The following is a 25,429-nucleotide window of genomic DNA, read 5'->3' on the forward strand; positions in this document are numbered from 1 at the left end:
CCCTCCTCAACGCCAACCCGGGCCTCCCCACCCGCCTGGTCGGCGCAGCAGTAGTCGTCACCTTCATGACGTCCTACGTCCTCTTCAGGGACTGGGAACGCTTCGGCCCCCTTCTCCTCCGCCACCCCACCCTCCTCGCCGCGGACACCCTCTTCGCCGCCCTCCTGCTCATCTCCGCAGGCCCGGACAGCACCCTCGCCTACGTCAGCGTCTGCACGCCCCTCCTCGCAGGCCTCGTCTACGGCTGGCGCGGAGCCGCCGTCTTCGCCAGCCTCCAGGCCCTGCTCCTCCTCCTGATCCACGCGGCACAGGAGAACCCGCACCCCGGACTCGCCGAGGCGTCCCTCCTGCCCGGCCTCTGCGTCATCGCGGGAGCCGTCGGCTCCAGCCTCCGCAACCTCATGCTCCGCTTCGGCGCGGCCACCCAGGCCCTCACCACCGTCCAGGCCCGCCTCGCCGTGACGGAGGCGGTCAGCGCCGAACGCGCCCGCCTGGCCCGCGAGATGCACGACTCGGTCGCCAAGACCCTGCACGGTGTGGCCCTGGCCGCAGACGGCCTGACAGGCTCGGCAGGCGCCGACCGCATGGACCCGGCCCTGATCAGACAACAGGCCGCGCTCGTCGCCCGTTCCGCCCGCCGGGCCGCCGCCGAATCCCGCGAGCTCCTGGCCGACCTGCGCCGCGAATCGGACCCCGCCCAGGCCACGGACGTCCTGGTCGAACTGGCGGCCCGGACCCGCGACTTCAGCACCCGCACCGGCCTGCCGGCCGTCTACCGCCCCACCGGCGACCACGCCGTGCCGCCCGTCCCGCCCGCGGTGGCCCGCCAGCTCCTCACCATCGCCTCGGAGGCCATGGAGAACGCCCACCGCCACGCACACCCCACCCGCGTCGACGTCCGCGCGGGCGTCCACGGCGGCCTGCTCCGCATCAGCGTGTACGACGACGGCCGCGGTCTCCCGCCCGGCACCACGCTCGAACAACTCCGCCGCGCGGGCCACTTCGGCCTGGTCGGCATGGTCGAACGAGCCGCCTCGGTCGGAGCCCGCATCCGCATCGGCCGCGGCGGCCACCCCAAGGGCACGGAAGTCCGCCTGGAACTCCCCCTGGCAGCCCTGACCACCCCCCACGCCTGACCCCACGACACGAGAGGAGGCCCCGGATGCCGGACCACACCCCGCCACAGCAACCGCCGCCACCACCGCAGAACCCGTTCCCCGACTTCCCACAGCCCGCACAGTCCGCACAGCCGCGTAGCCTCCGGGTCGTCGTCGCGGACGACAACCCCGTGGTCCGAGCAGGCCTCACCGCACTGCTCTCCGGCCGCGCGGACATCACGGTCGTAGCGGAGGCCGCGGACGGCCGCCAGGCCTACGAGGCAGCCCACCAGCACCGCCCGGACGTCGTCCTCCTCGACGTCCGCATGCCCGGCGTGGACGGCCTCTCGGCACTCCCGTTCCTGGTGCGGATCGCCCCGGTGGTGATGCTGACGTACAGCAGGGAGTCGGAGATCGTCCAGGAGGCCCTCCGCCGGGGAGCCGGCGGCTACCTGGTCCACGGCGAGTTCACGGCCGACCAACTGGTCGACGCCGTACGGGACATCAAGGAGGGCCGGGCCCACTTCACCCCCACGGCGGCGGGCGCCCTCCTGGCCCAGCTCCGCCAGGACCAGCCACCGGCCTCGCCCCTGCCCGAGGGCCTGGGCAGCTCATCGAGTGCGACTGCATACGGAATTTCCACGTCCGCAAAACCGCATATTCAACCTCAGCAAACCCAGTCACCTGCACATTTGCTGCCCCCGCACACGCCACACCCGGCCATTTCTCCAGAAAACCTTTCGCAAGTGCAACCGCATGTGGGACAGTCTTCGTCTGGGTGGACGAGTGGCCCTCCGGCCGCTCCCGACAGGTCGCGGTTCCAACTGAGTGCGAGGGAGGCGGAGATCATGGACCACATCGCGTCCGGCATGACCAACCAGCAGATCGCCGCCACCTGCTTCATCAGCGAGAAGACCGTCAAGAACCACATCAACCGCATCTTCGCCAAGCTCCACAGCACCAGCCGCTCCGAGGCCGCCGCGAAATGGCTCGGCACGGCACCGGACTCACGCTCACACCGAGGACTGGGGTGAGCTTCGGTGACGGAGTGGGGGGAGAACCGGTTGGGCCCGCGCGATTGGGCCCGGAATTGGGCCCTGGGGCCCTCCGGCGGACGGGTCGCCCGGCCGTACGTTCCTCATGTCGAAAACGGCACAGCCGAAACCGGAGGGGAACACCATGAGCGACCTGATGCTGAAGACCGCCGTCGCAACCAAGGTCCGCGTGAACGGCTGGAAGAACACGACGGTGACGGCGATGCAGCGCCGCGCCGGCGACAAGGGACAGACGGCGGTCGAGTACCTGGGCATCATCGCCGTGGTGGTGGCGATCGTGCTGGCGATCACGGGCACGGACATCGGGCAGACGATCCTCGACAAGATCAAGGCACAGGTTGCCAAGGTCGCTCCTTGATGCGACTGCGCCGGTACGGCGATTCAGGGCAGGCCTTCCCCATCTACATCACTGTGGTGGGGGGCCTGCTCTTTCTCGCGTTCGCGTATTTCGCGGTCGGCCAGGCGGCGGCAAATCGAAACGGTGCCCAGACGGCTGCCGACGCCGCCGCTCTCGCGGCAGCACAGGACAGGCGAGACCAACTCGCAGGTGCGTGGGTGAAGGACGTACTCGACCCGACCAAGTGGCCGGGCATTTTCGAGGGCAATGCCGAGGGAATCCAGCCGTCGTGCTGGCGCGCCCATGAACTCGCCGCACAGAACGACGCCCAAGTGCGGAGGTGTGAGCCGGAGGGACCGCTGGGCTTCACGGTCAAGGTGGAGACCAACAAATCCGTCGGTGAGTCTGTCGTCCCTGGTACGGCGGAGCAAAAGTCGGATGCGACCGCCACGGCCGTGATCGAGTCGCTCTGCGAGGTCGACCCCCCTGCCGAGGACGCCGGGCCCGACGTACTTCCGCAGCTCTCGTGCGAGGACGGGGAGGACTGGGAGCTGGATCCGGACGATCTCGATGTTCTGCCCGAACCCGAGGACCTCTTCGACGTCCACCTGGCGGACCCACAAGCGAACGACGAGTGATGAAGGAAGCAGAGAGATGAGTATTCGGTTCACTGCGAAGGCCCGCAGGGGGATGGTCGCACTGACCGTTGCGACTGGTCTGGTCCTCGGTGTGGCCGGCTGCGGCGGCGGTGAAAGTGACGACAAGAAGCCCGAGAAGTCGGCGTCCGCCTCCAAGGACGATGGATCCAAACCGAGTACTCAGGAAGGAACGTCCGGGGAACCGCTGGCCGAGATGAAGGGCCCGCAGGGCCTCTTCCTCCAAGTCACTTCCGCCACTCGGGACTCCGGCGGATTCGTCACGGTGAACGGCAACCTGAAGAACGACGGCTCTGAGACGGTGGTCGTCCCGTCGAATCTGAGCGGCAACGAGACCGAGATCATCAAGAACGGCAGCTCACTGGGCGGCGCCACACTGGTGGACTCCAAGGGCAAGAAGCGCTACTACGTCCTTCGCGACACAGACGGCCGCCCCCTCACCACGACGGGATTGCCCACCCTCAAGGCCGGCGAATCCGTCCCGGTATTCATGCAGTTCCCCGCCCCGCCGACCAGTACGACCGAAGTCGGCCTACAGCTTCCGGGCTTCCCCACCGCCACCTTCACGATCTCCGGGTGAGGCCCGCCATGACCGCCATCCACACTCCATCCAGGGCGGCGACGCCGCGCCTCGCCCTTACCCTCTCGGCAGCCACCATCATGGTCGCCGCGAACCTCTTCGGCGCGGTGTCGGCCCATGCCGAAGACGGCCCCAGCGTGCCACCGGGCACTGAGGCGACGGCCACCGCCCCCGTCGAAATCGATCCGAACGACCCGGACCTGAAAATCCCGGACGGCGCCACCCTTGCCGAGCCCAAGGTCCTGGACATCAAACAGGTCGTAGAAGACCAAAGCGGCGACGAACGCCGGGAAGACACCAACGCCGACGTCAAGTTCGCCCTCCAGGCCGAGGTCCTCTTCGGCAAGGACAGCGCGAAACTCGGCGCCGAGGCGAAGGCCCGTATCGCCACGATCGCCGAGGAGATCAAGACCCAGAACGCGAGGAAGATCCGCGTCTTCGGCTTCACGGACAACCTCGGTTCCTCCGCCCACGGCGACGTCCTGTCCCGGAAACGCGCCGACGCCGTACAGAACGTCCTGGACCAGGAACTGAGCGACTCCAACGTCACGTACGAGGTACGCGGGTACGGCGAGCAGTACCCGATCGCCGACAACGCCACGGAATCAGGCCGCAAGAAGAACCGCCGGGTGGAGGTCTCCTTCCCGCGCACGGAGAGCTGAGCGGACGAGAGCGGGGGACCCGATGGGGGAGTGGGAGCTGCGACGCTCGCTGCCGCGGCTGGCCACCCGCGCCGGCCTCGGCGAGGTACACCGCGTCCACCACGAGCGCCGGCCCGTGCCTGTACTGCTCCTCGCCAAGCTCGGCGTCGACTGGGCGATGGTGCTGCTCCTCGCCAAGGCCCTGTCCGAACTGGGTAGGGACCCGGGCGCCAGACCCGTCGCGGTGCTGCTGTGGCTGGCGCTCTCCTGGGGCGGCCTGGCTTACTGGCTGCTGGCCCGGGACGGCAGACGGTGGTTCGCGGTATGCGACGGTGGCCTGCTGGTCGGCACGGCGGGGACGGACACGATCGCCATCGCCTGGCACACCATCGAAGGGCTCACCCCTGCGCACGGCCCCGGAATCCGCCACGGCTCACTGCGCGTGTCCTGGCGCGACGGCGGCAAACAGCGGTACGTGACGTTCCGGATGGCGACCGACCGAGACGCCCTGGCCGAGGCCGTAGAGGGAAAGCACCCGGTACCGAAGCCGCCGCACAGGCGGATCCTCGCCGGCGCGGGCATCGTGGCCGTAGCCTCCGTCGTCGCGTGGGCCCTCACGCTGTCCCCCCTCGCCGATATCGTCATGGCCCGTCGGCCGTACTACCTGCGGGACCTCGCAAGCCTGTGCGCGCAGGCCACGGCGGGCTCCGACGCCGCGTACCCCGAATCAGCCCCCTACGAGGCGCGCGCCCCGCACCCGGCGGTCCTCTTCGCCGAGGAACACGACTCCGAGCCGGTCGTCACGTCCACGGGCACCGGCTCGGACACCCCGGACCCCGACGACGTCCAACTGGTGGCGTGCAGCCGCCTGGAGCGGCGTACGTACGACATGACCTGCGCGTTCTCGCACGGGGTGAGCGTGAGCTACTACCGGGCCCGCTACCGCGTCGACGTGTACGAAGCCCGTACGGGCCGCGGGGTGACCGAACGGACGCTGGACGCCGACGACCACCTCTTCTGCGGGGGTGTCATGGAGCTCGACGGGAAGGGCGGCGGACATGAGGAAGACGTCTCCGTCCCGTCCCGGGACGACTATCAACACATCCTCGACGAGGTGGCCGCGGGCGTCGGCGAGTGACGACAGCGACATGAGGGAATACTGCCTGCCGAACACCGGAACCGAGGCACGCACGCCGGAGCACAGCACACGGGGGAGCACCATGGCCGCGAGGAAACCACGCGGACTGAGCAGAACCGGAGTCGTACTCGCCGCACTGATCGCCCTGACGGCGGCGGCCGGCTGCGGCAGCGACTCGGACGAGCCCGCGAAGGCGTCGTCCCCACCCGGTGAGCGGCCGTCAAAAACCGACTCCCCGAGCCGGCCAAAGCCCAAGCCCTCGGTGTCGGCCGCGGACGGCCGTGACATCACAGCCTGCGCGGACGGCAACTGCGAGATCGCGGTATCCGAGCCGGTGAAAATCCCCTTCAAGGGCCCACGCGGTCAGGCCACCCTGTCCGTCACCGAGGTCGGCCCCAACGCCGTCGCGTACACGGTGAAGTCGGGCAACGGCCAGTCCAAGGGCAGCGCGAGCGGCCCCGGGCAAGGCTGCATCACCGTCCTGCGCAGCAACGGCAGCGGAAACTCGTGCGGCGGCCTCGGAGGAGCCGGGCGGCCGAGTCCCCAGCCGGACGCGGTGGTGATCCAGGCGGCGACCGGGGAGGACGGTACGGCCGTCCTCCAACTCGTGTCGGACCGCTGAGTCGACAAACGGGAGGGCAGTACGTCGGGCAGGGCCGCCCACGAACTCGCCGAGGTGACCGACGACGTCGATGAGGCGATCGAACTGTGCCACACCGCGCCGCGCTTTGGCACGGACAGGGAACCTCCCGCATGCGAAGCGCTGGCGATCGACCGCAGCTCCCTGATCAGCGTCAGGACGGTCCGGACCCCCGGCACCTGGCTGACGGACCTGGGACGCCCCTACATCTGACTCTCCACTGTGGGCCCAGCATTTGGGGCCACGGGCCCATGCTTATGTGATCGATTTTCTTTAGCCTCGGCCAGCCCGGTGTCCACCTGAATCGCTGCTTGACGAGCTGAGGTCACGCATGTCCCCTGCCGGTAACCCGATACCCCCGAGCGGGACATGGGGTGCGCAGAACACCCCTTCCTGGGAGCGGCGTTCGCCGCTGCCGCGGGAGCTGGGCTGGGCGCAGGTACTGCTGTGGGTGCAGTTCGCGCTGACGGTACTGTACGTGGTCACCGTGCTGTCGGTGGTGACGTACTACTCCGGGGAGATCTTCGGGATCCTGGTGTACGACTCGCTGCCCAGCGTGGCCGGGGTCTACCTGGCCCGGCGCCTGTGGCGGGGCGGGGTGTGGACGAGCCGCGCACTGATCGCCGTACAGGCGTGGATCGTGTGGCTGTCGTTCGGCACGCTGATGCACGGTGATCTGCGGGGCATCACGCAGGCGGCGATGCCGGTGGCGGTCATCGTGCTGTTGCGCCGGGCCCGGTCGCGTGAGTGGTTCGAGATGGCTCCCCAGGACAGGGAAGAGCGGCGAGCGTTCAGCCTGGCGAGGATGATCCGCTGGCGGCGGGACGAGGGCCAGACCGCGGTGGAGTACGCGGGGCTCATCGCGGTGGTCGCGGCGATCATCATCGCGCTGTCGGTGGGCGGCCTCGGCGGGCGTATCGCCGACGGCATCCAGTCGGCGGTCTGCTCGGTGACGGGCACGGCCTGCCCAGCTCCGCAGGGCGATGGAACGGAGACGGGTGCGGCCGGGGACAACGACGGGTCCCAGCATGACAGTTCGGGCGTCGACGGCGGCAACGGCGCCGACCCGGACGGCGGCGCGAAGCGGGACGATGGCGCCGGGGCAGACGGTGGTGCGGACGCGAACGGCGAGGCGGGCGCCCAAGGCGACTCGGGCACCGAGGGCGGTTCGGGCGGCCAGGGAGGCACGGGCGGGAACAACAGCGGCGGTGGTCCGGCGTGGTCGACTCGGATCATCACCTATGAGGGCGCGGGGGCGGACGACACAGTCCCCCTCGCTCCGGGGCCGTTCGACGAGAGGTCGCTCTGGGACGACGTACATGACCAGGAACGCCACGACAGGACGTTCATGGACCATGTCCGGGGCTTCTTCGTGGCGCCGACCAAGAGCTTCCTGGCCAGCACGATGGACTTCGTCAGCGACCCGGTCGGCTCGGTCGAGGACACCTGGAACGGCCTGAAGGGCTACACCACGAACTGGTGGGGCGACAAGACCGACGAGCTGGGCAAGGAGTGGGACAAGGGGAACTACGTCTCCTCCGTACGGGGCTGGGTCAACTCGCCCGAGGACTTCGTGTCCGACCTGGCGGTCGACACGTTCGTCGACAAGGAGAACTGGGAGCAGGGCAACTACGGCGCCTCCATCGGCAACACCGTTGTCAACGTCATCGGCATCTTCAGCCCGAAGACCATCACGAAGTTCACCAAGTTCAAGAAGCTGGCCGAGGTCGGTGAATCCCTCGACAAGGCGGCCGACGCGGCCGAGAAGGCCCGCAAGGCGGCAAAGGCGGGCGACTTCGACGGCGCCAAGAAGGCCGCGGACGAGGCGCAGAAGCACGCCGACGAGGCGAAGAAGAAGGCCGAGAAGAACGGCAGCTGCACGATCGCGATCGGGCGCGTCCCGTACGGCGGTGGGAGCAGCCTGCGCGGAGCCCCGGGCAACGGCACCGGTGTCCTGGCGGCTGCACAGGGCGATCGGATCGTTGTCGCCGAGGGAGGCGGCAAGGAGTGCACGGGCGACGACGCCGACGACGCGCGCCAGGCCCAGCAGGAGGCGCTGGACGCGCGGGCCGATCTGCTGCGGGAGCAGATCAAGGCGTCCAAGCGGCTCCCGGGGGACGAGAAGGTCAACCTGCAGGAGGCCCAGCTCGAGAACCTGCTCAGGCGGGCCAAGGACGACGTCGATCCGAACTCCAAGGACATCAGCAAGAAGGAGGCGGCCGACGCCATCGCCGACGTCTCGGAGCTGGTGAACCAGAAGAACATCCACAACACCAGCAGGGAGAAGCTCGCCGCCAAGGTGCTGAACTCCAAGACCAAGGACCAGCTCGCCGAGAACCTCGCCGAGGCGAACGTTACGAAGCGTGTGGCGCAGGACGAGGCGGCGGATGGCAGCACGGTTTACTCGGACATCGGGGACAGCGACGAGCGCAGGAAGAAGCGCGAGTCGCCGGTACGACCAGACGGCTTGGGCGGCGAGATCGACGTCACGGGCATCCCGGACGCCGATGTGGCCTACCGCGGCAAGGACGGCAAGGTGCACGTCGTGGAGGTCAAGAACACGGGGAACGCGACGACCAAGGGCTCCATAGCCACACAGGTGGACAGGCTGGGCGCGTGGCAGAGAGCGGAGCCGGGCCGCGTCGCCCGCTACGAGATCGCCTCCACCAAGGGATGGCAGAAGATCTTCGACGGGTTCAAGCCGCCGAAGCGAGGCGAGGCTCCTCCAGGAACCCCGGCCTCCAGGATGGCCCAAAATGAAGTCGGCGCCCGCATCGCCGGCCAGGAGGTGACTCCCGCGCAGCTCAAGGCGTTGAACGACGCCTGGAATGCCAAGAGCGAGGCGGAGAAGTACGACGCTCTACGCTCCGGCAAGATGAAGGATCCGAAGACCGCGATGGGGTACCTGGGGGTCTCATGACGTACGACGAGGAGCACGCGGAGGTTCCCGAGGACCGCACAACTGCGCTCCTAGGAGAGTTGGAGGCGGCGATCGCCGCTGCTCCGCCGAGAACGAGCGGCTGGCCGGAGGAACTGGAGGACCTCTGGGACCGGGCCCAGGAGGAGCCCGGCCTGCCGCTCACCGACGAGCAGCGTCAGCACTTCGCGGCCCGGCGGGAGCGCGGGGAGGCGTCATTCAAGATTCATGGGTTAGTGCATTCCCTGCGGGAAGCCGTACGGCGGGGTGGGCCCCTGGACGCCTCCCGGGCCGCTGCGCTTGCGGAGGTGTGCGTACACGCCGGTCTGGCTGGTTACGACAACATCTGGCTGCTCCGCGATCTCGGCCGCCCGCACGGTGAGCAGGCGCTGGCGCGCCTCGTGAAAGACGAGTCGGTGTACGAAGGCGACCTTCAGGAGGCCCGCGAGTGGCTCGCGAAGCTGCGGAGACCGGAATACGAGGCACGGGCGGCTCGTCCCACTGAGGGCGAGGAGTTGCTCCTTCCCCAGGTGGTACGCGATCTGACATGCGGCTGGGGAGGCGGCTGGGAGCTCGAGGACGAACCGACGTCGGAACGCTTCGCCCAGGCCCGGGCCATTCTCGAAGCACTGCTACCTGACCAACGGCTTGCATCCGAGGAGCCCCCCCATTGGGAGGGAAAGTGGATCGAGGATGCGGAGGACCGGCCGGCGTGGCTGGAAGTCCAGATGGTCCTCGTCCCCCTGATGCCCGACGCGCGGTTGGTCACACGGGAGCGCCTGATCTGGGCCTGGCATGAGTGCGAGCGACTGGGCATCGACCTGGAGGACGCGAACCCCGAGGCGTTCGCCGAGCGGTGGGCTGCGCGCATCGCCGCGAACCTGGCACGGGGAATGCTCGAATGGCTGTGGCGTGAGGGCTGCTTCGTCCCCTGGGCCCTCGACCTCGCCATGCGCTTCATCGACCGGAATATCGCAGTGGCCGATGCGACGCGCCTGCTCTCCGAGGCAGCGGAGGCCGGCTCGCAGTGAGGGCCTACAGCAGGTGGTCGGCCTGGCCCGTCTTGATGTCCCGGACGAGCGCCCGGAGGGCATCACGGCGAAGTGAAGAACACAGTGAACCCGACGTGTCAGCCGGAATTCGTCGGGGAGATCAACACACTCTCCGAGTGGAAGAAGGCGAATCCGAGCAGAGCAGCTCGAGTTGAGATCGACAAGCCTGATAAATGAATAGCCGTCACCCCGTGGCGCACGATTGGTGCCGCCAGGTTTCCGTTCAGCCGCCGAACCAGACGACGAGGCGGACGTTGTCCTCACCATGGAGTTCGGAGAGCGTGCCCATCACATTCCACACAGGTTGCCATGGTCCGTCGGTCGGCACCAGGTCGCGATAGGCAGGGACGACAGGTCGGTACGGCGGCCGAGTCGTAGAGCTCATCCGGGAGTGCGGCCAATCCCTTGGGCAGGAGGGATCTTTCATGGGTACGGGACCAGCGGCGGACCCAGTACCGAGACGGGCCGTCGGTACAGGGGGCATTCCAGTCGACAGCCGACAGTTCACGCCACGAGAACCGCGAATGACTGTGGCCCTCGAAATCGTCCGCATCCCTTCGTACCGTGTCCGACATATCTACAGGGGCTCCGCGGTCAGGGAAGAGAGCTCTGACAGGCTCCACACTCCGGACGTCAATGAGTGCTGACCACGACATGTAATCACGAGCATCCTGGATAGCGGCGCCCTGATCGATCTCGCCCAGTACGTGTTCTGACCGGAGGACAAGAGAGCCCATATGAACCCCACGGACGCTTCCGTTGCTTGGGAGCACCCGCCGACCCGGCGCGCCTGGTCGAAGCAGCTGGCTGCGAATGCGCTCGCTCTCCTCGGCTGGGCCGCTCTGTGGGTCGCCCTGCTGGCGATCCTGGTGGTGTTCCTCTCTCCCGGGTACACGATCGTCTGCGTGCCATTCTTGCTGTACAGCTTCTACCGCGCGTTCCTCCAGCTCTTCGTCCTTCCTGCCGTCCTCCGGATGAGACGCGTCCTGCGGGAACACCCGTGGCGTCTGTACATCGACGCCCCGCACGGGCTTGCCGACCGGCCCGACGTCGTCGGAAGGCAGAACGGGTGGTTCGAGTTCTCGAACCCGGCCCGCCCGGAGGAGCTACTGCCGATGGTGTTTCCCCGGCACTGGGGAGTGGGCTGGTGGAACCGCCGGATGGCCCCTCGCGCGAAGCCTGAACTGAAGGCCCAGATCGCCGTGGTCTGGCTCGCGGGAGACCCTCGCTCCATCGGCGTGATCGCCGCGCCGACCTCCGACGAGTCGACGCCCCGCCGCTTCCGCTTCCTGAGCCGGCGCGGATTCGGAACCGAAGACCGAGGAGACGTGGGACCCGCAGGTGGCGCGGTGGCGCGATCCGGAGGGTGACTACCTCCTCCGGTACGCGCATGTGGGCGTCCCTGCCACACCAGGGCGTCCGCGCCTACCTGCCCGACGCATACGCTCTTGAGCGCTAGGAACTGCCTTTTGGGCCCCCGTTTGGGGCCACGGGCCCATCCCGCCCCGGAGGTCTCTCCCTAATCTCAGGCCGTGTCGTAGACCGAAGGCGCGAGGGGGGCGAGGCATGGCCTCGACAGGGGCAGCTCCGGAGCCCGGCGGGGCGTGGCCGTCAGCACAGGGCGGGCGTCAGAGCATGCCCGCCTCCCTCGCCACGGCGCTCGTCCTCGTCCACGCCCTCTTCGCGGTCACGGTCGTCGGCGGCCTCGGCCTGCTGCTCACGGCGGCTTCGTACGACGCGGTCGACGGCCGCGTACTCGCCCTGACCGCGTACGGGGCCGCCCCCGGCGTCCTCGGTTGGTGGCTGGCCCGGCGTACATGGCTGGGCGGGGCGAGGATCTGGGGCGGCCTGATCGCCGTACAGGCATGGCTGATCGCCGGCGCGCTCGCCAACATCACCGACGGATCACCGCGCGGCTTCACGCAGCTCTTCGTCCCCGCCGTCGTCCTCTACTTCCTGACCCGCGAGGACACCCGCACCTGGTACCGCCTCCCCGACGGCGCCCGGGCCGAACGCCGCCCCTTCTCCCTGCCCCGGATGATCCGCTGGCGCCGGGACGAGGGCCAGACGGCGGTGGAGTACGCGGGACTCGTCGCGGTCGTGGCCGCGATCATCACGGCCCTGGTCGTCAGCGGCCTGGGCACTCAGATCTACGGCGGCCTCCAGTCGGCGGTCTGCAAGGTCACGGGAACGGCCTGCGCGGCCCCGGCCGCAGCACCCGCTGACGGCACGGAGGCCAGGACCGGAGAAGGAGCCCAGCCCGACGAAACGGGGCGCCGCACGACAACCGCAGAGGAAAAGACCCAAGAAGCCGGCAACGTCGAGACGGCGAACGAGGAAGAGGGAAAGGGCGACGAAAAGAACGACGAAAAGGGCAGTGAAAAGGACGACGACGAGGGCTGCTTCTCCGGCGTAGGCGCCTTCTTCGGTTGCGCGGGCGACCAGGCGAAGCAGGTCGGCGAGGGACTCGTCGTCGACGGCATCGGCGGTGAACTCAAGGGCATCTGGGACACGGTCACCAACCCGCTCGACACCCTGGACGGCCTGAAGGACTACGGCGGCGTCATCGCCGACCAGTGGTCGCAGGACGCCAAGGACGCCGGCGACAAATGGGCGAAGGGCGACTACCTCGACGCCCTCACCGACTGGGGCGGCGCGACCCTGAACTCGGGCGGAAAGATCCTCGACGACACGTTCATCGGGGAGGACGTCCGCGACCAGTGGGACAAGGGCAACAAGACCCGGGCCGTCACGACGGTCGTCTGGAACGTCGGCTCCCTCTTCATCCCCGGCTACGGCGAGGCGAAGCTCGGCGGAAAGCTCGGCAAGCTGGGCAAACTCGGGAAGCTCGGCGACCTGGGCAAGCTCACCGAGAAGGCGGTCGACGCGGCGGAGGACGCCAGGAAGGCGGCCAAGGCAGGAGACGTCAAGGGCGCCGAGAAGGCCGCGAAGGAGGCCGACGAGGCGGCGGACGAGGCCGAGAAGAAGGCCCGCGAATCCGGCTGCACCATCGCGGCGCCGACCCGCCGGATCCCGTACGGCGGCAACCCACCCGGGACCGCCACTGGCCACCTCACCGGCTCCGCCGGCGCAGGCACCACGGTCCTCGCCGCTGGCCCTTCCGACTCTCCGTACGTCATCCTCGCCGAGGACGGCTGCGACGAGGAGGCCAAGCAGCAGGCGCAGGATGCCCGGGAGAACGCGGACGAGGCACAGCAGCAGGCGCTGGAGGTCCAGGCCGAGGCGGCGAAGGCCGCCATCAAGCAGGGTCGGCTCAGTATTGACGAGCGCAACATTGACGACTTCGTCAGGAACGCCAAACAGAACCCTGGCAAGAAGGCGATCGGCAAGGACCAGGCGGCGGCTGCGCTCGACGAGCTCACTGATCTCGCACGACGCAAAAACGTCGACCGGGCGGGCGCGAGCAAGCTCGGCTCCGAAGTGACCAACGCGCGTACCGCCAGCAGGCTCGAGGAGATGCTTGCTGAGGTGCGCGGCGTGCGGCGCGCCTCGGAGGACGCGGCACCCGACAGCACCGTGCACACCGCCGTCGGCTCGGAACACAACCGGCGTCAGGTCGAGGTCGCGCCCGGAGAAACCGTGGATGTGTCGAACGTGCCGGACGCCGATGTCCTGTACAAGGGGCGGGACGGCAGGGTCCACCTGGTCGAAGTGAAGAACACGGTGAACCCGACGCGTCAGCCGGAATTCGTCGGGAAGGTCAACACACTCTCCGAGTGGAAGAAGGCGAATCCGAGCAGAACGACTCGAGTTGAGATCGACAAGCCTGATAAATGGACTGAGGTTTTCCGGCCCATCAAGGGGCAGAAGGTCTCTCCTGCGCAGCTCATGAACGAGAAGGGAGTTGACGCTCGTATCGGTGATGCGAACTTCACGGCCAAGCAGCTGGGTGACATGCAGCGGGCGTTGGAGGCGAAGTACAGTCGAGGTGAGGAAATCGACTGGAAGCGGTTGAACGACAACCCCAAGGGGGCGTTGGAGTACCTAGGTCTGGAATGACAGTAGGCCGGGGTGAAGGCGAGAAGGAGGGTGACGGCTCGGAAACCGTCACCCCGTGACGCACGACCGGCGCCCAGGTTTCCGTTCAGCCGCCGAACCAGACGACGAGGCGGACGTTGTCCTCACCATGGAGTTCGGAGAGCGTGCCCATCACATTCCACACAGGTTGCCATGGTCCGTCGGTCGGCACCAGGTCGCGATAGGCAGGGACGACGGGTCGGTACACCTCGTTGCCCAGCAGGAGCTCTCCGTCGGCGGGCCACCGGGAGGGAGCGATGTTTCCTTCTCCGAACTTGGCAGCGGCCGAGTCGTACAGCTCATCCGGGAGGGCGGCCAATCCCTCGGGCAGGAGGGATCCTTCATGGGTACGGGACCAGCGGCGGACCCAGTACCGAGACGGGCCGTCGGTACAGGGGGCATTCCAGTCGACAGCCGACAGTTCACGCCACGAGAACCACGAATGACTGTGGCCCTCGAAATCGTCCGCATCCCTTCGTACCGTGTCCGACATATCTACAGGGACTCCGCGGTCAGGGAAGAGAGCTCTGACAGGCTCCACACTCCGGACGTCAAAGAGTGCTGACCACGACATGTAATCACGGGCCCAATGAAGGTGCCGGAGTTCGGAGAAGGGCTCCCACAGCACGTGTTCAGTGCCATAGCGCCCAGGCTGGGGCCTACATTCCAGCCATCCATACAAGTCGGTACTCATAAAAGCGACTCTATCCAATGCGACCGCTGAGTGCGCTATTGACTGGCTATTGACCCCAGCCCCGGCCACTTCGCCGACCGGACGGTGGGGTCTGCCGAACGTTGCGTGATCGAGGAGATCGGCGCCGATCAGCCATCGAGCTGCTGGGCGCGCCGCGGAGTTCGGACCGATGACCAGGAGCGGTCGATCCGGCAGAAACGGGAACAGGTGGACGTGTCCGCGCCCGGCACGCCCAACTGGAGCTGAAGCGGAGCGGACGAGGGAGGCGAGACGGTGGTGGGACGGCAGCAGTGAGCGACTCCGACACGGAACCGAATGCAGAGGAGATGTGGGACCCGCAGGTGACGCGGTGGCGCGACCCGGAGGGTGACTACGTCCTGCCCCACGCGCTGCGGTCCCTGCCACAGCCCTGGGACGAGTGCGACTGGAGCCGGATCGCGGAACTGCCCCGCACCGACGAGCGGCTGGCCCAAGCCCGGCGGGTGGTGACCGTACTCCTGGACGACCCGGAACTGGCTCCGCACGTACCCCAGCCGCCGTCGCCCGGACTGTTGCTGCACGTATGGGAGGAGTTCCACCAGGCCGTCGGGAAGAGCATGCCCCGTACGAGCGACGTGACATGGTCGGGTGTGGACGAGTTGGTCCGCGCGTGGCGAGGCCGGCCGCAGCTCTATCCGCTGCAACGGCACGTCGTACGGCACGTCGAAGCGGCGATGCTGGCCATGATCCCGTCACTGCGGGACGACATCGCCGACTCGGTCTTCCGCTGGCTGGCTCTCGATCCTGGCCTGGGCCGCTTCACCGACTGGGCGGTGGACCTGGCGGAGCGTTGCGTGACCGAGGGCATCGGTGCCGACTCGGCCATCGAACTACTCGGCGCGATAGGCAGCCCAGACGCGAGGGCGGCACTGGAGCGCCTGTCGGTGAAGCCGGACGGTCCGGCGAGCTGGGAGAACGCGGAAGCGGCACAGAGCATGCTCATCGACCAGTGGAGCGAAGGCACCAACTGACTGACAGCACAAAAGCGGCCCAGGGATGCCACCCTGCCGCGTTCTCGCTTGCGTGGCGCAGACGTGTCTGAGGGCCAGGGACTGCCCAAGGGACCCGTTTTGGGGCCTCGGGCCCATCCCGCCGAGGAGGTCCCTTCCTAATCTCATATCTCAGGTCGTGTCGTAGACCGAAGGGGCGAAGCATGGCCGCCCGGGACGCACAAGTGATCGGAGCACGCCCAGTGATCGGGAACCTCTTCACCGTCGCGGAGCCGGCCCCGGAGAGGCTGCGGGGAGCCCTCGCGGACATGCTGGCGCTGCCCGACCGGGATGTCGACGTGGCCAACGCGGACGGAGACCAGGAGGGCAGGCGCTGGGACGCTCCCGTGCTCTGCACCTTCCGCCTGCTTCCCCCTGGTGACCTGGCAATGGAACTGGACATCACCGTGGAGGACACCACCGCCGGCACCCTCACGGAGGAGCGGCTGGCACACGGTCTGGCGGCCAGGCTGAGAAGTTTCGTCCTCCACCCGTCGGAACTCGACCTCCCGAGCGCCTACTGGGTCGCTGTGCCGGACGGACGCTCCGTCAGGTGCCGTCTGGAAGCGGTCAACACCGGTGAGGACACGGCATACCGCGTGGACGCCGTGGAGGAGGAGATCCCGGATCTGCCCCGAGCACAGGTGGAGATCCTCCCGGAAATCCTTGACCGACAGCCCATCTCCACCCCAGCCTCCGACGCCGTCCTCGCGACACTCCCCACAGGCCCGGCGGCGAGCGTCGAAGGCCGTGTGCACCACGCCTTGCGCGTATGGGAACGACTGACCCGCCGACTCCAGTCCGACTGGTCCCCTTCGGGCCGGTACCGAGAGGACCTGTTCCACCGCGATTTGGAAGCCCGCGACGCGCTGGAGCTACTCATCCCGGAGGTGGACGAGGCTCACGCGGACGCTTTGCGGAACGCGCTCAGCCGACTGGACCAGACTTTCAGCGACCACACCGACCCCAAACCCACGCGAGACAACGGTAAGGCGGCCTCCTGGTGGTGGAACCGGGTTCCTCTCCGGACGCCTTGGTGAGCAGGGGTGAGGGAGAGGACCGACAACTCGTTCTGCCGGCGCGGCCGGTCGCTGCCCGGTGCTTTGACGGGGCCTCTACCTCCCGTGCACGACGACCTCCACCCACGCGCCCTCTCGCATCCCCCACTTCCTCATCACCCCAGCGTTCGCCTCCACCACATGCCGGGCACGCAGCCGTGGCATCCCCAACCGCCCCGGCCGCATGGTCCGCACGGCGATGACACGAAGGCCACGGTCGAGATACGCGACATCGATCGGCATCCGCATCCGGAAGGTGTGCACGCTGTTGGCGGGGGAGAGCAGGATCGCCCCGTCGACGGAGTCCCGCCCCAACAGCCCCTTCGTCCGGGCGCGATAGGAGGTGGCGAGCTCCAAAGGAACAGTGACAGACGGTCCTTCACCACCCCCGTGCACGACCAACTCCCCGCGTCCGTCCCCCCAGCGCCGCCCCATACGGGCCACCTCCGACCGCGTCACCTGTCACCTACAACGGGCTGTACGAACCCGAACGTATCCGCAGAGGCCTGGGCCCCACATGGGCCCACGGACCCATGCCCTTTGCTGGTTCGTGACTGAAACGACGGCCACGGTCATCACCCCTGACAGACGGATTGGCGCGTTATGCAACCGTTACGGCTGAAACTGCTCGACGAATCGCCGATTCCTCCCCATACACCTCGCCAGTTGACAACCTTCACCCTGGTGCGGCTCCACGCCGCTGTATAGCTTTGGTTCGCTCAAGAGAAGCCTCGCCTCTTACCGGGAGCCGACCGTGAACCGCCGCCCCACCCTCCTCGCAGCGCTCACGCTGACCGCCGCTGCGGCCCTGACGCTGTCCGCGTGCGGGAGCGATGACAGCTCCAAGAACAAGGACAACGACAAGATCGCGGGAGCGGACACGGGGGCCGAGAAGTCGGCCTCCCCGAGCACGTCTGCCCCGACCTCCGGGGGCCGACCGAAGATCGAGCTGCCGTCGGATGTCACGTACAAGTTCGAATGGAAGAAGACCGGCGACCCGCAGAAGGACGCCGTGCTCAACGACGCCGAGCAGCGCATCAAGGCAGTGGACATGGCGATCGCCAAGCAGGACCCACTGGACAAGGCCTATCGCTTCTACTCGGAGGGCACGGCCGCCGCCGGAAGCCAGGAGTACATCCAGGAGTTCGTGGACCACAAGGCGCGCACGACCGGCCTCACCCGGTACTACAACGAGAGCGTTGACCTCAAGGACGACGGAACCGCCGCACTCGTTTACTGCGAGGACCAGAGCAAGGCGTTCAACAAGTTCCTGAAGACCGGAAAAACCGACGTCACGCCGGTGACGAAGGACAGTTACGTCGTCTACGCCGGCACCCTGCGCAAGAACGACAACGGCGTCTGGGTCACTGAACGACTGATCTCGGAGCGGGGGAGCGCGAAGTGCCGGCCTTGATGAGAACCAATCGCCTGCTTTTCGTCGTGGGTCTTACGGCTCTCGTGCTGGCTGCTACCAGCCCTGCCTATGCGGAAAAGGGCTTCGGGGGCACGGACGGTCAATCGAACCAGGACGCCAACGCCAACAAGGACGGTACCGTCTCGGTCACGGTCGGCGGCGTCGTCTTCGACCGCTCCAAGAACGGCAGCGGCAACTCCGCGGGCGCGCTGACGTCGTCCACGTCCTGGACGCCGCCTCCGTGCTGGTACGCACCGAAGTACACCCCGGAACAGCTGCAGAAGTACCTCGAGCCGACCTGGGAGGCCGGTTCGACGGGTTACGAGTGGGACGCCAAGCAGCGCGACCGCTACGTCAAGGGGCACCCCTACAAGGACTTCAACAAGGACAAGACTGGCAAGGGCTACTTCTGGGACTCCTTCGTCAACAAGGACTTCCCCCCGGGCTGGGACTCCTGCGATGAACCCATCTTCTGGGTGGACCGGGGCGACCCCCCGCCCGCGAACATCAAGAACGCCGTCACCCCGAAGATCCTCGCCGAACTCGCCTATGCGGAGATCCGCGTCCCCAGCACCAAGGTGACCCTGGCCCCCGCCCAGGCGACCAAGGTCAACCTGCCGACCTGGGCCTGGCTGGACGGTGCCGAGTTCAAGCCGGTCTCCGTCACCGCCTCCGTACCGGTGCTCGACATCCAGGCGACCGCGACGGCGGAACCGGTGTCGCTCAGGATCGAACCGGGCACCAAGGACGCCGTGACCTACCCGGCCTCCGGAGTCTGCGACATCGACAACGGCCGCATCGGAGAGCCCTACGCCAAGGGCAAGGCGGACCGGACCCCGCCCTGCGGAGTGAAATACCTGCGCTCCTCAGGCGACGGCACCTACCCGCTCCAGGCCACCGTCACCTGGAAGATCCGATGGACCGGCACCGGCGGAGCGGGCGGCAACCTTCCCGACGGCTCCTTCGGCGCGACCCAGGACGTCGTCGTACAGGAGGTCCAGTCCGTCAACCGATGACGAGCGCGAAGGCGCGCCGTCGGGCGACCACTCCACATGGAAGAGTGGTCGCCCGACGGGCTTCACAGGCGGAACCGCTAGAGTCACTTGCTCGTGCATAGGCAGGTGGCAGGGGAGGAAGAGAACGTATGGCGGGCCGGCTGGCCGTTGATGACGATGAGCTTGCGCACTTCATGAAGCTGTTGAAGAAATCGAGCAGTTCCTTGAAAGGTTTGCGCAAGGCATTGAGCGACGCCGAGGTCAGCGGACTCGGCACCGACGATCTGGACTCCGCTTGTCAGCACTTCCAGGACGACTGGAAGTACGGCACCGAGCAGATCGGCGAGCAGACGGAGAACCTCGCCAAGATCATCGGGAAGAGTAAGGACAGCTACAACGAGGTGGACAAGGCGCTTGAGGAGGCGCTGAAGAAGGCAGGGGAAGGCAAGGGTAAAGGGGCTGGCTCAAAGTGACCTACACCCCTGGCCTGGAACAGTCAGATGGGTTTCTCGACCCGAAGGCTCGTGCGGATCTGAACAAGCCTCAAGGCCTCAAGTCGCGCCCTGGGGTCTCGCACGCCGACTATCCGAACTTGGGCTTCAACCCGGCTCCAGGAAGCACAGACACTGTCCACGACCTGTACGTCAAGCTCGCGAACTGCGCCAAAGTCCTGGAGGACTCCCACGACTTGGTGACCAAGCTGCTGGACGGCAGCTACTGGAAGGGTGACGCGGCGGTAGCCTTCCGCGAGGAGCTTGACGGTGGTCCGTTGCCGCTCAACCTCAAGAACGCCGCGCACTCCATCCGAAAAGCTGCCCGGCAACTGAACCGCTGGGAAGGCGAACTGGAGGAGTTCCAGCGTCGCGCCAAGCGACTGGAGAAGGACGCGAAGGACGCGCGTGACGTTCTGGACGCCGCCAAGGGTCATGCGAGCAAAGCGAAGAACGACCCCGACCTTGACAAAAAGGGCGCCCGTCACGAGGACGCCCAGAAGTCCCTCACCCACGCGAACACTGCCGTGGAAGAAGCTCAAGCCGACCTTGACAAGATCATTGGCCAGGCGAAGAAGCTCGCTGAAGAACATGAGGAAAAGGCTCGGTACAGGGCGGGCAAGATCAGCGATGCCACAGAGAAACTGGCCCCGCATGAGCCGGGCTTCTTCGAAGATGCTCTCGACTGGATCACCGACAACCTGCCGGACATTCTCAGTTGGGCTGCGGCCGCAGTGGGCATCGCTGTCCTTTTCGTGGCCACAGGTGGAACTGCGGCAGCCGTCTTGCTCCTCGCCGCAGCCGTGCTGAGCGCGGCTGCTGTCGCCACCAAGCTCACTATGAAACCTGAGGTATGGGCATCGATCAAGGATGGCTTCACCAAGGGCGAGTTCGACGCCGACTTCTGGAGCAACATGGTCGGTCTGACAGCGGATGGCCTTGGTGCCCTGCCGGGAATCGGTGCTGTGATGAAGGGGGTGCCCATCGCGCTGCGCGGAGTCGGAGCAGCCGGCGAGGCGCTCACCCTCGGCGAGCGCCTGACCGCGGCCGGGGGCAAGACGATGGAGGCAGCCAAGGCCTTCACCGACCTGAAGAATCCGTTCACGGAGTGGGTGGTGCTCAAGGCCCCTCGTCTGGCCACACCGGTCAAGGTCGCCGAGGCAAGCGCCCCGTGGGCCGGCTTCGCCACCGCCACATACGGTTTGTCCGCAAGTCTCGTCGACTCATTGGAAAGCGACGCAGCCGGGAATGTCGCGACCTCAGTGGACGGCACGTTCCTTGGGCCAATCGATGTCGCCGAGACCGCAGACTTGGTGCGACGCATCTTCCAGTAGCAGGAACAGTACGAGCAAACCTCCTTACGTCGGACAAGAAAGCATCCCCGTCATGAGCCCTTCCAATTATTCCAGTGCCTGGGACCATGAACCCACCCGCGCTGCCTGGACGAAGCACATGGTGATGAATATCCTCGGCCAGATCGGTTGGACTGTGGCGTATCCGGGGTTGTTCTACGTGATGGTGGTCTTCACCTCTCAGGCTTTCGTCTTCGTCTTCCTTCCGTTCATCCTGTACTCGCTGTATCGCTTCTTCGTTCAGCTCACCTACTTTCCCTGGGCTTTTCGAATGCGCCGCGTCTTGCAGGAATATCCGTGGCAACTGCTCAAGGGGGTTCCCAGTGGCCTCGGCAAGTATCCCGGTGCCAGCGATGACGGAATGTGGTTCGAGTTTCGCAATCCGGCACGGTTCGAGGAGAAGATTCCTATGGTGTTCATCAAGCACCAGCGCTCTTACTGGTGGATGAAGCGCCTCGAGGGCCCCCGGACCAAGGCTCACCGCAGAGCGCAGATTGAACCTCTCTGGTTTGCAGGTGATCCGCGTTTTCTGGCTGTGGTCGCAGCGCCCGCTCGCGGAGGGGAGGCGCCCAAGCGACTGCACCTGCTTTACCAGCGTCCGGTCTTCGATCATCGGAGCGCGTCTGAGGCCTGGGAAGCGAACTCAGCCGATACCGAACGAGCCCGTCGTGCAGGCGCTAAACATCCGGAAACCACGTCTCAGCGAAGCGCCTAGCAGAGCCTGCGAGTCACATGACGAAACACACGCCGAACCTGGCTATCCATCCAAGCGTAAGAGAACCAGGAGACGGAATCTGGTTCGCAACTCCCGCTGGATACACACCCATCCCTCTGGATGTGCTTCTTGCGCCCCCGGAGTCCGCAGCGTCGGAAAGCTTTCGAAAAGCTTGGGATCCGTTCCTGCTCTCAGCCCCGGACGAGGTAACCCGACAGCACCTCATTGCGAACCTGGCTGCTGTTCAGCGGATGTTCCTCCCCATGCGTAGGGAAGGCACTGTTCATTGCTCTCTCGGCCTGCACAGAGATGACACGGAGGGCGGAGACGGCAGTGCGCTGATCTCCATGTTCACCGTAACCTGGACGAATACGTCTTGGGCGCCTCGGGCCGTTACTGCGGCTCGGTCCGTTGTCGACAACGAAAGCCACACGAACATCGAGTATGCCGAACTCCCCTGTGGCCCGGCTTCGTTCAGTGAGACCGTCCGTACACCGACCGTTGAGTCCGGCCTTCCGCAAGCACCGCTGCTGCAATGTCATGCTTACCTTCCGCACCCGGATGGCACCAGCTTGGCGCTCCTCCTCTTGGGGACAACCGCCGTTGCCCAGCGCGACCAGTACCGAGCGATCCTTCGCACCATTGCGGGAACTGTCAGCTTTGCGGACCCCTTCGGTCCCGGCGCAACCGAAGAAGGACCGGAGTAGAATCGGGTTGTCCATCAGCTCCTCGCCCGGGTAGGAAGAGCAGCATGACCGGACTCGGTGCTGTCTTTCGTCCCCAACTCGCCCCAGAACGACTGCGCTCTGTAGCCCAGCTCGCCGACCAGGCAGGCCTCGAAGAGCTCTGGCTCTGGGAAGACTGTTTCAGAGAGGGCGGTCTCTCCACCGCCGCCGCTGCCCTCGCCTGGACCGAGCGGGTGCGGGTCGGGGTCGGGCTGCTGCCCGTGCCGTTGCGGAACGTTGCCGTCACCGCCATGGAGGTGGCCTCGCTGCACCGGATGTTTCCGGGGCGGGCCATTGTCGGTGTGGGGCATGGCGTGCAGGACTGGATGGGGCAGGTGGGGGCGCGGGTCGGGTCGCCGGTGACCTTGTTGCGGGAGCATCTCGTCGCGCTGCGCGCTCTGCTGGGCGGGGAGCGGGTGACCACCGACGGGCGGTACGTCAGGCTCGACGACGTCGCCCTCGACTGGCCGCCCGAGGGTGGCGGGGGCGGCGTGCTGGCCGGGGCCACCGGGCCGCGTTCGCTGCGGCTGACCGGAGAGGCCGCCGACGGGACGATTCTCACCGCCTCCACCAACCCGGAGGGCGTGCGCAAGGCGCGGCAGCTCATCGAGGAGGGGCGGGAGGCGGCCGGTCGAGGGGCCGGGCGGCACCCTGTCGTCGTGTATCTGCTCGCCGCCACCGGGGCCGGCGCCGCCGAACGGGTGCGTGCCGAGCTGGCCGACGAGGGACTCGCATCCGTTCCGGACCTCGGTGTCGCCGGGGACGCCGGAGCCGTCGCCAAGGCCGTCGAGCGGCTGGCGGAGGCCGGGGCGGACACGGTGGTCCTCCAGCCGACCGGCGACGAACCGGACCCCGAGGGTTTCGTACGGTTCGCCGCGGAGGAAGTACGGCCCCTGGTCCCGTAGGCCCACGCGTCCCTGGACGCGGCTTGCGCGGCGCCGTTGTCAGTGGCCGGTGCCACACTCGTCGGCATGACTACCGAAGACGTGCGGCTGCGTGATGTCGTGGAAGACGATCTCGAGGTGTTCTGCGCCTACGAGCAGGATCCCGAGGCAGCCCTGCGGTCGAGGTTCACGCCCCGGCCGCGAGAGGCCTTCATGGCGCACTGGAAGCAGCGGGTCCTCGGGGACGACACCAACTTCGTGCAGACCGTGACCGTGGACGGCGACGTCGCCGGCAACATCGTCGCCTGGTGGGAGAAGGACCGCCGCTTCCTGGGGTACTGGCTCGGGCGCGCGTACTGGGGACGCGGCATCGGCAGCAGAGCCCTGGAACTCTTCCTGGAGCGGGAGCGGAACCGGCCCCTGCACGCCGATCCGTTCAGCGGTAACACCGGTTCCGTGCGTCTCCTGGAGAAGCACGGCTTCCGCCCCGCCGGCACCGTCCGGTACGACGACAACGAGCATGTCCTGCTCGTCCTGACGTGACAGTGCACCGCACCTTCGACGACCTCGTCGCCGAAGGAGCCTCCGTCCCCACCGAAGGCTGGGACTTCTCCTGGTTCGAGGGGCGGGCCACCGAGGCCCGGCCCTCCTGGGGGTACGCGATGTCGGCGGCCGCGCGGCTGGGGCGGGCGAGTGCCGTGCTCGACATCCAGACCGGCGGCGGGGAAGTGCTGGACTTCGCTCTCGCCCAGGCCCCGGAGCGGCCCCTGCTCGCCGTCGCCACCGAGGGCTGGCCGCCGAACGTGGCCAAGGCGACCGCCCTGCTCCGTCCGCGCGGGGTCGTGGTCGTCGCCGCGCCCGAGGACGCCCCGTTGCCCTTCGCCGACGGTGCCTTCGACCTGGTCGTGAGCCGGCATCCCGTCCGTCCGCACTGGGACGAGATCGCCCGCGTCCTCCAGCCCGGAGGGACGTACTTCGCCCAGCACGTGGGGCCGGCCAGCGTCTTCGAGCTCGTCGAGCGCTTCCTCGGGCCCCAGCCGGACGAGGTGCTCGCTGGTCGCCACCCCGAGCGCGAGCGGTCCGACGCCGAGGCCGCGGGGCTCGACGTGGTCGGTCTGCGAGCGGAGCGGCTCCGCATGGAGTTCCACGACATCGGCGCTGTCGTGCACTTCCTGCGGAAGGTGGTGTGGATGGTGCCCGGCTTCACCGTCGAGGCGTACGAGCCGCAGCTGCGTGCGTTGCATCGGCGGATCCAGGACGAAGGGCCCTTCGTGGCCCACAGCACCCGTCACCTCTTCGACGTACGCAAGCCGGGAACCCACCAGCTCTGACCAGCCCGCACCACAAGCACGACAAGCCTGCTCACGCATGCGGACCCACCCTCACCTCTCCGACCACCAACTCGGCCTTCGCCTCCAGCACCTCGCCCACCCGCTCCACCTGCTCACCCAGCTCCCGTTCCTGTCGTGCCGTCAGCGAGGCGAGAGGCTCGACGGTGACGGTCGTACGACGGCCCTGGCGCCGCTGGTGCCAGACGCCCGCCACCACACCGTCGACCAGCAGCACGGGATGGTTGCCCGCCTGGCCGCCCGCCAGGGCACGCTCGTAGGCCGCACCGGGGAACAGCCGCTCGCGGGGCTGCGCGGCGATGACGTACGCGTCGAAGTACGGCAGCAGCCGCACGCCCCGCGCGGGCCCGTCCGGGAAGTCGGTGTCACCCGCGGCCACCCACGCCCGCGTGCCCTCGAAGTCGACCTCCTCGATGCCGCCCGCGGCGGCCAGCTCCCGGAACACGGTGCCGGCCCAGCCGGGCGGCGCCGCCAGCCACTTCGCGAAGTGCTGCGGGGTCGCCGGCCCGTACGCGTGCAGGTATCGGCGGACGAACGTCCCCAACGCCCCGTCCGGACCACCGACCGTGCCCC

The 25,429-nt window shown here is 67.5% G+C and carries 27 protein-coding genes; 24 read left to right on the forward strand and 3 right to left on the reverse strand.

Annotated features, from left to right (window positions below):
- The 13 genes from CCL05_RS13985 to CCL05_RS45565 all read left to right on the forward strand — a co-directional run.
- Nucleotides 1-1,136: sensor histidine kinase (locus CCL05_RS13985; protein WP_107400457.1), on the forward strand; the 1,136-nt coding region annotated here is incomplete at its 5' end.
- A gap of 26 nt (nt 1,137-1,162) precedes the next feature.
- Nucleotides 1,163-2,131: a response regulator transcription factor gene (locus tag CCL05_RS13990; protein ID WP_086560824.1), complete on the forward strand. Its 969-nt coding sequence runs from the start codon at nt 1,163-1,165 to the stop codon at nt 2,129-2,131.
- A 145-nt stretch (nt 2,132-2,276) separates the two neighbouring features.
- Complete coding sequence (locus CCL05_RS13995; RefSeq protein WP_086560825.1) at nt 2,277-2,510, forward strand: hypothetical protein; 234 nt, start codon at nt 2,277-2,279, stop codon at nt 2,508-2,510.
- A complete protein-coding gene (locus tag CCL05_RS14000) occupies nt 2,510-3,127 on the forward strand; it encodes a pilus assembly protein TadG-related protein (protein ID WP_086560826.1) in 618 nt (205 codons plus the stop codon). Before CCL05_RS13995 ends, CCL05_RS14000 begins: the two co-directional genes overlap by 1 nt.
- A gap of 16 nt (nt 3,128-3,143) precedes the next feature.
- Complete coding sequence (locus CCL05_RS14005; protein ID WP_086560827.1) at nt 3,144-3,725, forward strand: hypothetical protein; 582 nt, start codon at nt 3,144-3,146, stop codon at nt 3,723-3,725.
- Between the two features lie 8 nt (nt 3,726-3,733).
- Entirely contained in the window at nt 3,734-4,387 is a 654-nt protein-coding gene (locus CCL05_RS14010; protein ID WP_086560828.1) for an OmpA family protein, read from the forward strand.
- A gap of 22 nt (nt 4,388-4,409) precedes the next feature.
- Nucleotides 4,410-5,504: a hypothetical protein gene (locus CCL05_RS14015; RefSeq protein ID WP_086560829.1), complete on the forward strand. Its 1,095-nt coding sequence runs from the start codon at nt 4,410-4,412 to the stop codon at nt 5,502-5,504.
- Nucleotides 5,505-5,586: 82 nt separating this feature from the next.
- Nucleotides 5,587-6,126, forward strand: a complete 540-nt coding sequence (locus CCL05_RS14020) for a hypothetical protein (protein WP_086560844.1) — start codon at nt 5,587-5,589, stop codon at nt 6,124-6,126.
- Between the two features lie 54 nt (nt 6,127-6,180).
- Nucleotides 6,181-6,357, forward strand: a complete 177-nt coding sequence (locus CCL05_RS44790; RefSeq protein WP_158102450.1) for a hypothetical protein — start codon at nt 6,181-6,183, stop codon at nt 6,355-6,357.
- 118 nt (nt 6,358-6,475) lie between these two features.
- Nucleotides 6,476-9,064: a hypothetical protein gene (locus tag CCL05_RS14025; protein WP_143589879.1), complete on the forward strand. Its 2,589-nt coding sequence runs from the start codon at nt 6,476-6,478 to the stop codon at nt 9,062-9,064.
- The gene (locus tag CCL05_RS14030) at nt 9,061-10,092 is read left to right on the forward strand and encodes a hypothetical protein (protein ID WP_086560831.1); all 1,032 of its coding nucleotides are present in this window, start codon (nt 9,061-9,063) and stop codon (nt 10,090-10,092) included. The genes CCL05_RS14025 and CCL05_RS14030 overlap by 4 nt, the downstream gene beginning before the upstream one ends.
- A gap of 758 nt (nt 10,093-10,850) precedes the next feature.
- Nucleotides 10,851-11,483: a hypothetical protein gene (locus tag CCL05_RS14035; protein ID WP_086560832.1), complete on the forward strand. Its 633-nt coding sequence runs from the start codon at nt 10,851-10,853 to the stop codon at nt 11,481-11,483.
- 265 nt (nt 11,484-11,748) lie between these two features.
- The gene (locus CCL05_RS45565) at nt 11,749-14,133 is read left to right on the forward strand and encodes a Flp family type IVb pilin (RefSeq protein ID WP_208641493.1); all 2,385 of its coding nucleotides are present in this window, start codon (nt 11,749-11,751) and stop codon (nt 14,131-14,133) included.
- 85 nt (nt 14,134-14,218) lie between these two features.
- Here the strand turns inward: CCL05_RS45565 and CCL05_RS44490 are convergent, their stop codons facing one another.
- Nucleotides 14,219-14,644, reverse strand: a complete 426-nt coding sequence (locus tag CCL05_RS44490; RefSeq protein WP_143589880.1) for a hypothetical protein — start codon at nt 14,642-14,644, stop codon at nt 14,219-14,221.
- Nucleotides 14,645-14,950: 306 nt separating this feature from the next.
- On the opposite strand from CCL05_RS44490, the gene CCL05_RS44795 reads away from it, so the two are divergent.
- The 3 genes from CCL05_RS44795 (at nt 14,951) to CCL05_RS14055 (ending at nt 16,913) form a co-directional block, all read left to right on the forward strand.
- Entirely contained in the window at nt 14,951-15,091 is a 141-nt protein-coding gene (locus CCL05_RS44795) for a hypothetical protein (protein ID WP_158102451.1), read from the forward strand.
- Nucleotides 15,092-15,135: 44 nt separating this feature from the next.
- On the forward strand, nt 15,136-15,855 hold the full coding sequence (locus CCL05_RS14050; RefSeq protein ID WP_143589881.1) for a hypothetical protein: 720 nt from the start codon (nt 15,136-15,138) through the stop codon (nt 15,853-15,855).
- Nucleotides 15,856-16,037: 182 nt separating this feature from the next.
- A complete protein-coding gene (locus CCL05_RS14055; RefSeq protein WP_244204265.1) occupies nt 16,038-16,913 on the forward strand; it encodes a hypothetical protein in 876 nt (291 codons plus the stop codon).
- Nucleotides 16,914-16,988: 75 nt separating this feature from the next.
- Here the strand turns inward: CCL05_RS14055 and CCL05_RS14060 are convergent, their stop codons facing one another.
- Nucleotides 16,989-17,366 carry a DUF192 domain-containing protein gene (locus tag CCL05_RS14060; protein WP_086560836.1) on the reverse strand — a complete coding sequence of 126 codons (378 nt, stop codon included), beginning with the start codon at nt 17,364-17,366 and terminating at the stop codon, nt 16,989-16,991.
- 319 nt (nt 17,367-17,685) lie between these two features.
- Between CCL05_RS14060 and CCL05_RS14065 the strand changes: the two genes are divergently transcribed.
- From CCL05_RS14065 to CCL05_RS14100, 8 genes are all read left to right on the forward strand, one after another.
- Nucleotides 17,686-18,345: a hypothetical protein gene (locus CCL05_RS14065; protein ID WP_086560837.1), complete on the forward strand. Its 660-nt coding sequence runs from the start codon at nt 17,686-17,688 to the stop codon at nt 18,343-18,345.
- Nucleotides 18,345-19,361 (forward strand): hypothetical protein, encoded by a 1,017-nt coding sequence (locus tag CCL05_RS14070; RefSeq protein WP_244204266.1) that lies wholly within the window; start codon nt 18,345-18,347, stop codon nt 19,359-19,361. The genes CCL05_RS14065 and CCL05_RS14070 overlap by 1 nt, the downstream gene beginning before the upstream one ends.
- 128 nt (nt 19,362-19,489) lie before the next feature.
- Nucleotides 19,490-19,813: a hypothetical protein gene (locus CCL05_RS14075; RefSeq protein ID WP_086560839.1), complete on the forward strand. Its 324-nt coding sequence runs from the start codon at nt 19,490-19,492 to the stop codon at nt 19,811-19,813.
- Complete coding sequence (locus tag CCL05_RS14080; protein WP_208641495.1) at nt 19,810-21,165, forward strand: hypothetical protein; 1,356 nt, start codon at nt 19,810-19,812, stop codon at nt 21,163-21,165. The genes CCL05_RS14075 and CCL05_RS14080 overlap by 4 nt, the downstream gene beginning before the upstream one ends.
- Nucleotides 21,166-21,217: 52 nt before the next feature.
- Complete coding sequence (locus tag CCL05_RS14085; protein ID WP_143589882.1) at nt 21,218-21,898, forward strand: hypothetical protein; 681 nt, start codon at nt 21,218-21,220, stop codon at nt 21,896-21,898.
- 751 nt (nt 21,899-22,649) lie between these two features.
- Nucleotides 22,650-23,528: an LLM class flavin-dependent oxidoreductase gene (locus CCL05_RS14090; RefSeq protein ID WP_086560841.1), complete on the forward strand. Its 879-nt coding sequence runs from the start codon at nt 22,650-22,652 to the stop codon at nt 23,526-23,528.
- A 66-nt stretch (nt 23,529-23,594) separates the two neighbouring features.
- A complete protein-coding gene (locus tag CCL05_RS14095; RefSeq protein WP_208641497.1) occupies nt 23,595-24,050 on the forward strand; it encodes a GNAT family N-acetyltransferase in 456 nt (151 codons plus the stop codon).
- Nucleotides 24,047-24,838 (forward strand): class I SAM-dependent methyltransferase, encoded by a 792-nt coding sequence (locus CCL05_RS14100; RefSeq protein WP_086560842.1) that lies wholly within the window; start codon nt 24,047-24,049, stop codon nt 24,836-24,838. Before CCL05_RS14095 ends, CCL05_RS14100 begins: the two co-directional genes overlap by 4 nt.
- Before the next feature lie 31 nt (nt 24,839-24,869).
- Here CCL05_RS14100 and CCL05_RS14105 read toward each other — a convergent pair.
- The coding region (locus CCL05_RS14105; protein WP_143589883.1) for a DNA glycosylase AlkZ-like family protein at nt 24,870-25,429 on the reverse strand (560 nt) is incomplete at its 5' end.

This window comes from Streptomyces africanus (assembly GCF_002150735.1).
Classification (GTDB): Bacteria; Actinomycetota; Actinomycetes; order Streptomycetales; family Streptomycetaceae; genus Streptomyces; species Streptomyces africanus.

Bases quoted from the DNA above. Each gene is read 5' to 3' on its own strand.
- CCL05_RS13990 (WP_086560824.1), top strand. From the start codon at position 1,163: ATGCCGGACCACACCCCGCCACAGCAACCGCCGCCACCACCGCAGAAC.
- CCL05_RS13995 (WP_086560825.1), top strand. From the start codon at position 2,277: ATGAGCGACCTGATGCTGAAGACCGCCGTCGCAACCAAGGTCCGCGTG.
- CCL05_RS14000 (WP_086560826.1), top strand. From the start codon at position 2,510: ATGCGACTGCGCCGGTACGGCGATTCAGGGCAGGCCTTCCCCATCTAC.
- CCL05_RS14005 (WP_086560827.1), top strand. From the start codon at position 3,144: ATGAGTATTCGGTTCACTGCGAAGGCCCGCAGGGGGATGGTCGCACTG.
- CCL05_RS14010 (WP_086560828.1), top strand. From the start codon at position 3,734: ATGACCGCCATCCACACTCCATCCAGGGCGGCGACGCCGCGCCTCGCC.
- CCL05_RS14015 (WP_086560829.1), top strand. From the start codon at position 4,410: ATGGGGGAGTGGGAGCTGCGACGCTCGCTGCCGCGGCTGGCCACCCGC.
- CCL05_RS14020 (WP_086560844.1), top strand. From the start codon at position 5,587: ATGGCCGCGAGGAAACCACGCGGACTGAGCAGAACCGGAGTCGTACTC.
- CCL05_RS14025 (WP_143589879.1), top strand. From the start codon at position 6,476: ATGTCCCCTGCCGGTAACCCGATACCCCCGAGCGGGACATGGGGTGCG.
- CCL05_RS14030 (WP_086560831.1), top strand. From the start codon at position 9,061: ATGACGTACGACGAGGAGCACGCGGAGGTTCCCGAGGACCGCACAACT.
- CCL05_RS14035 (WP_086560832.1), top strand. From the start codon at position 10,851: ATGAACCCCACGGACGCTTCCGTTGCTTGGGAGCACCCGCCGACCCGG.
- CCL05_RS45565 (WP_208641493.1), top strand. From the start codon at position 11,749: ATGCCCGCCTCCCTCGCCACGGCGCTCGTCCTCGTCCACGCCCTCTTC.
- CCL05_RS44490 (WP_143589880.1), bottom strand. From the start codon at position 14,644: ATGTCGGACACGGTACGAAGGGATGCGGACGATTTCGAGGGCCACAGT.
- CCL05_RS14055 (WP_244204265.1), top strand. From the start codon at position 16,038: ATGGCCGCCCGGGACGCACAAGTGATCGGAGCACGCCCAGTGATCGGG.
- CCL05_RS14060 (WP_086560836.1), bottom strand. From the start codon at position 17,366: ATGGGGCGGCGCTGGGGGGACGGACGCGGGGAGTTGGTCGTGCACGGG.
- CCL05_RS14070 (WP_244204266.1), top strand. From the start codon at position 18,345: ATGAGAACCAATCGCCTGCTTTTCGTCGTGGGTCTTACGGCTCTCGTG.
- CCL05_RS14075 (WP_086560839.1), top strand. From the start codon at position 19,490: ATGGCGGGCCGGCTGGCCGTTGATGACGATGAGCTTGCGCACTTCATG.
- CCL05_RS14085 (WP_143589882.1), top strand. From the start codon at position 21,218: ATGAGCCCTTCCAATTATTCCAGTGCCTGGGACCATGAACCCACCCGC.
- CCL05_RS14090 (WP_086560841.1), top strand. From the start codon at position 22,650: ATGACCGGACTCGGTGCTGTCTTTCGTCCCCAACTCGCCCCAGAACGA.
- CCL05_RS14095 (WP_208641497.1), top strand. From the start codon at position 23,595: ATGACTACCGAAGACGTGCGGCTGCGTGATGTCGTGGAAGACGATCTC.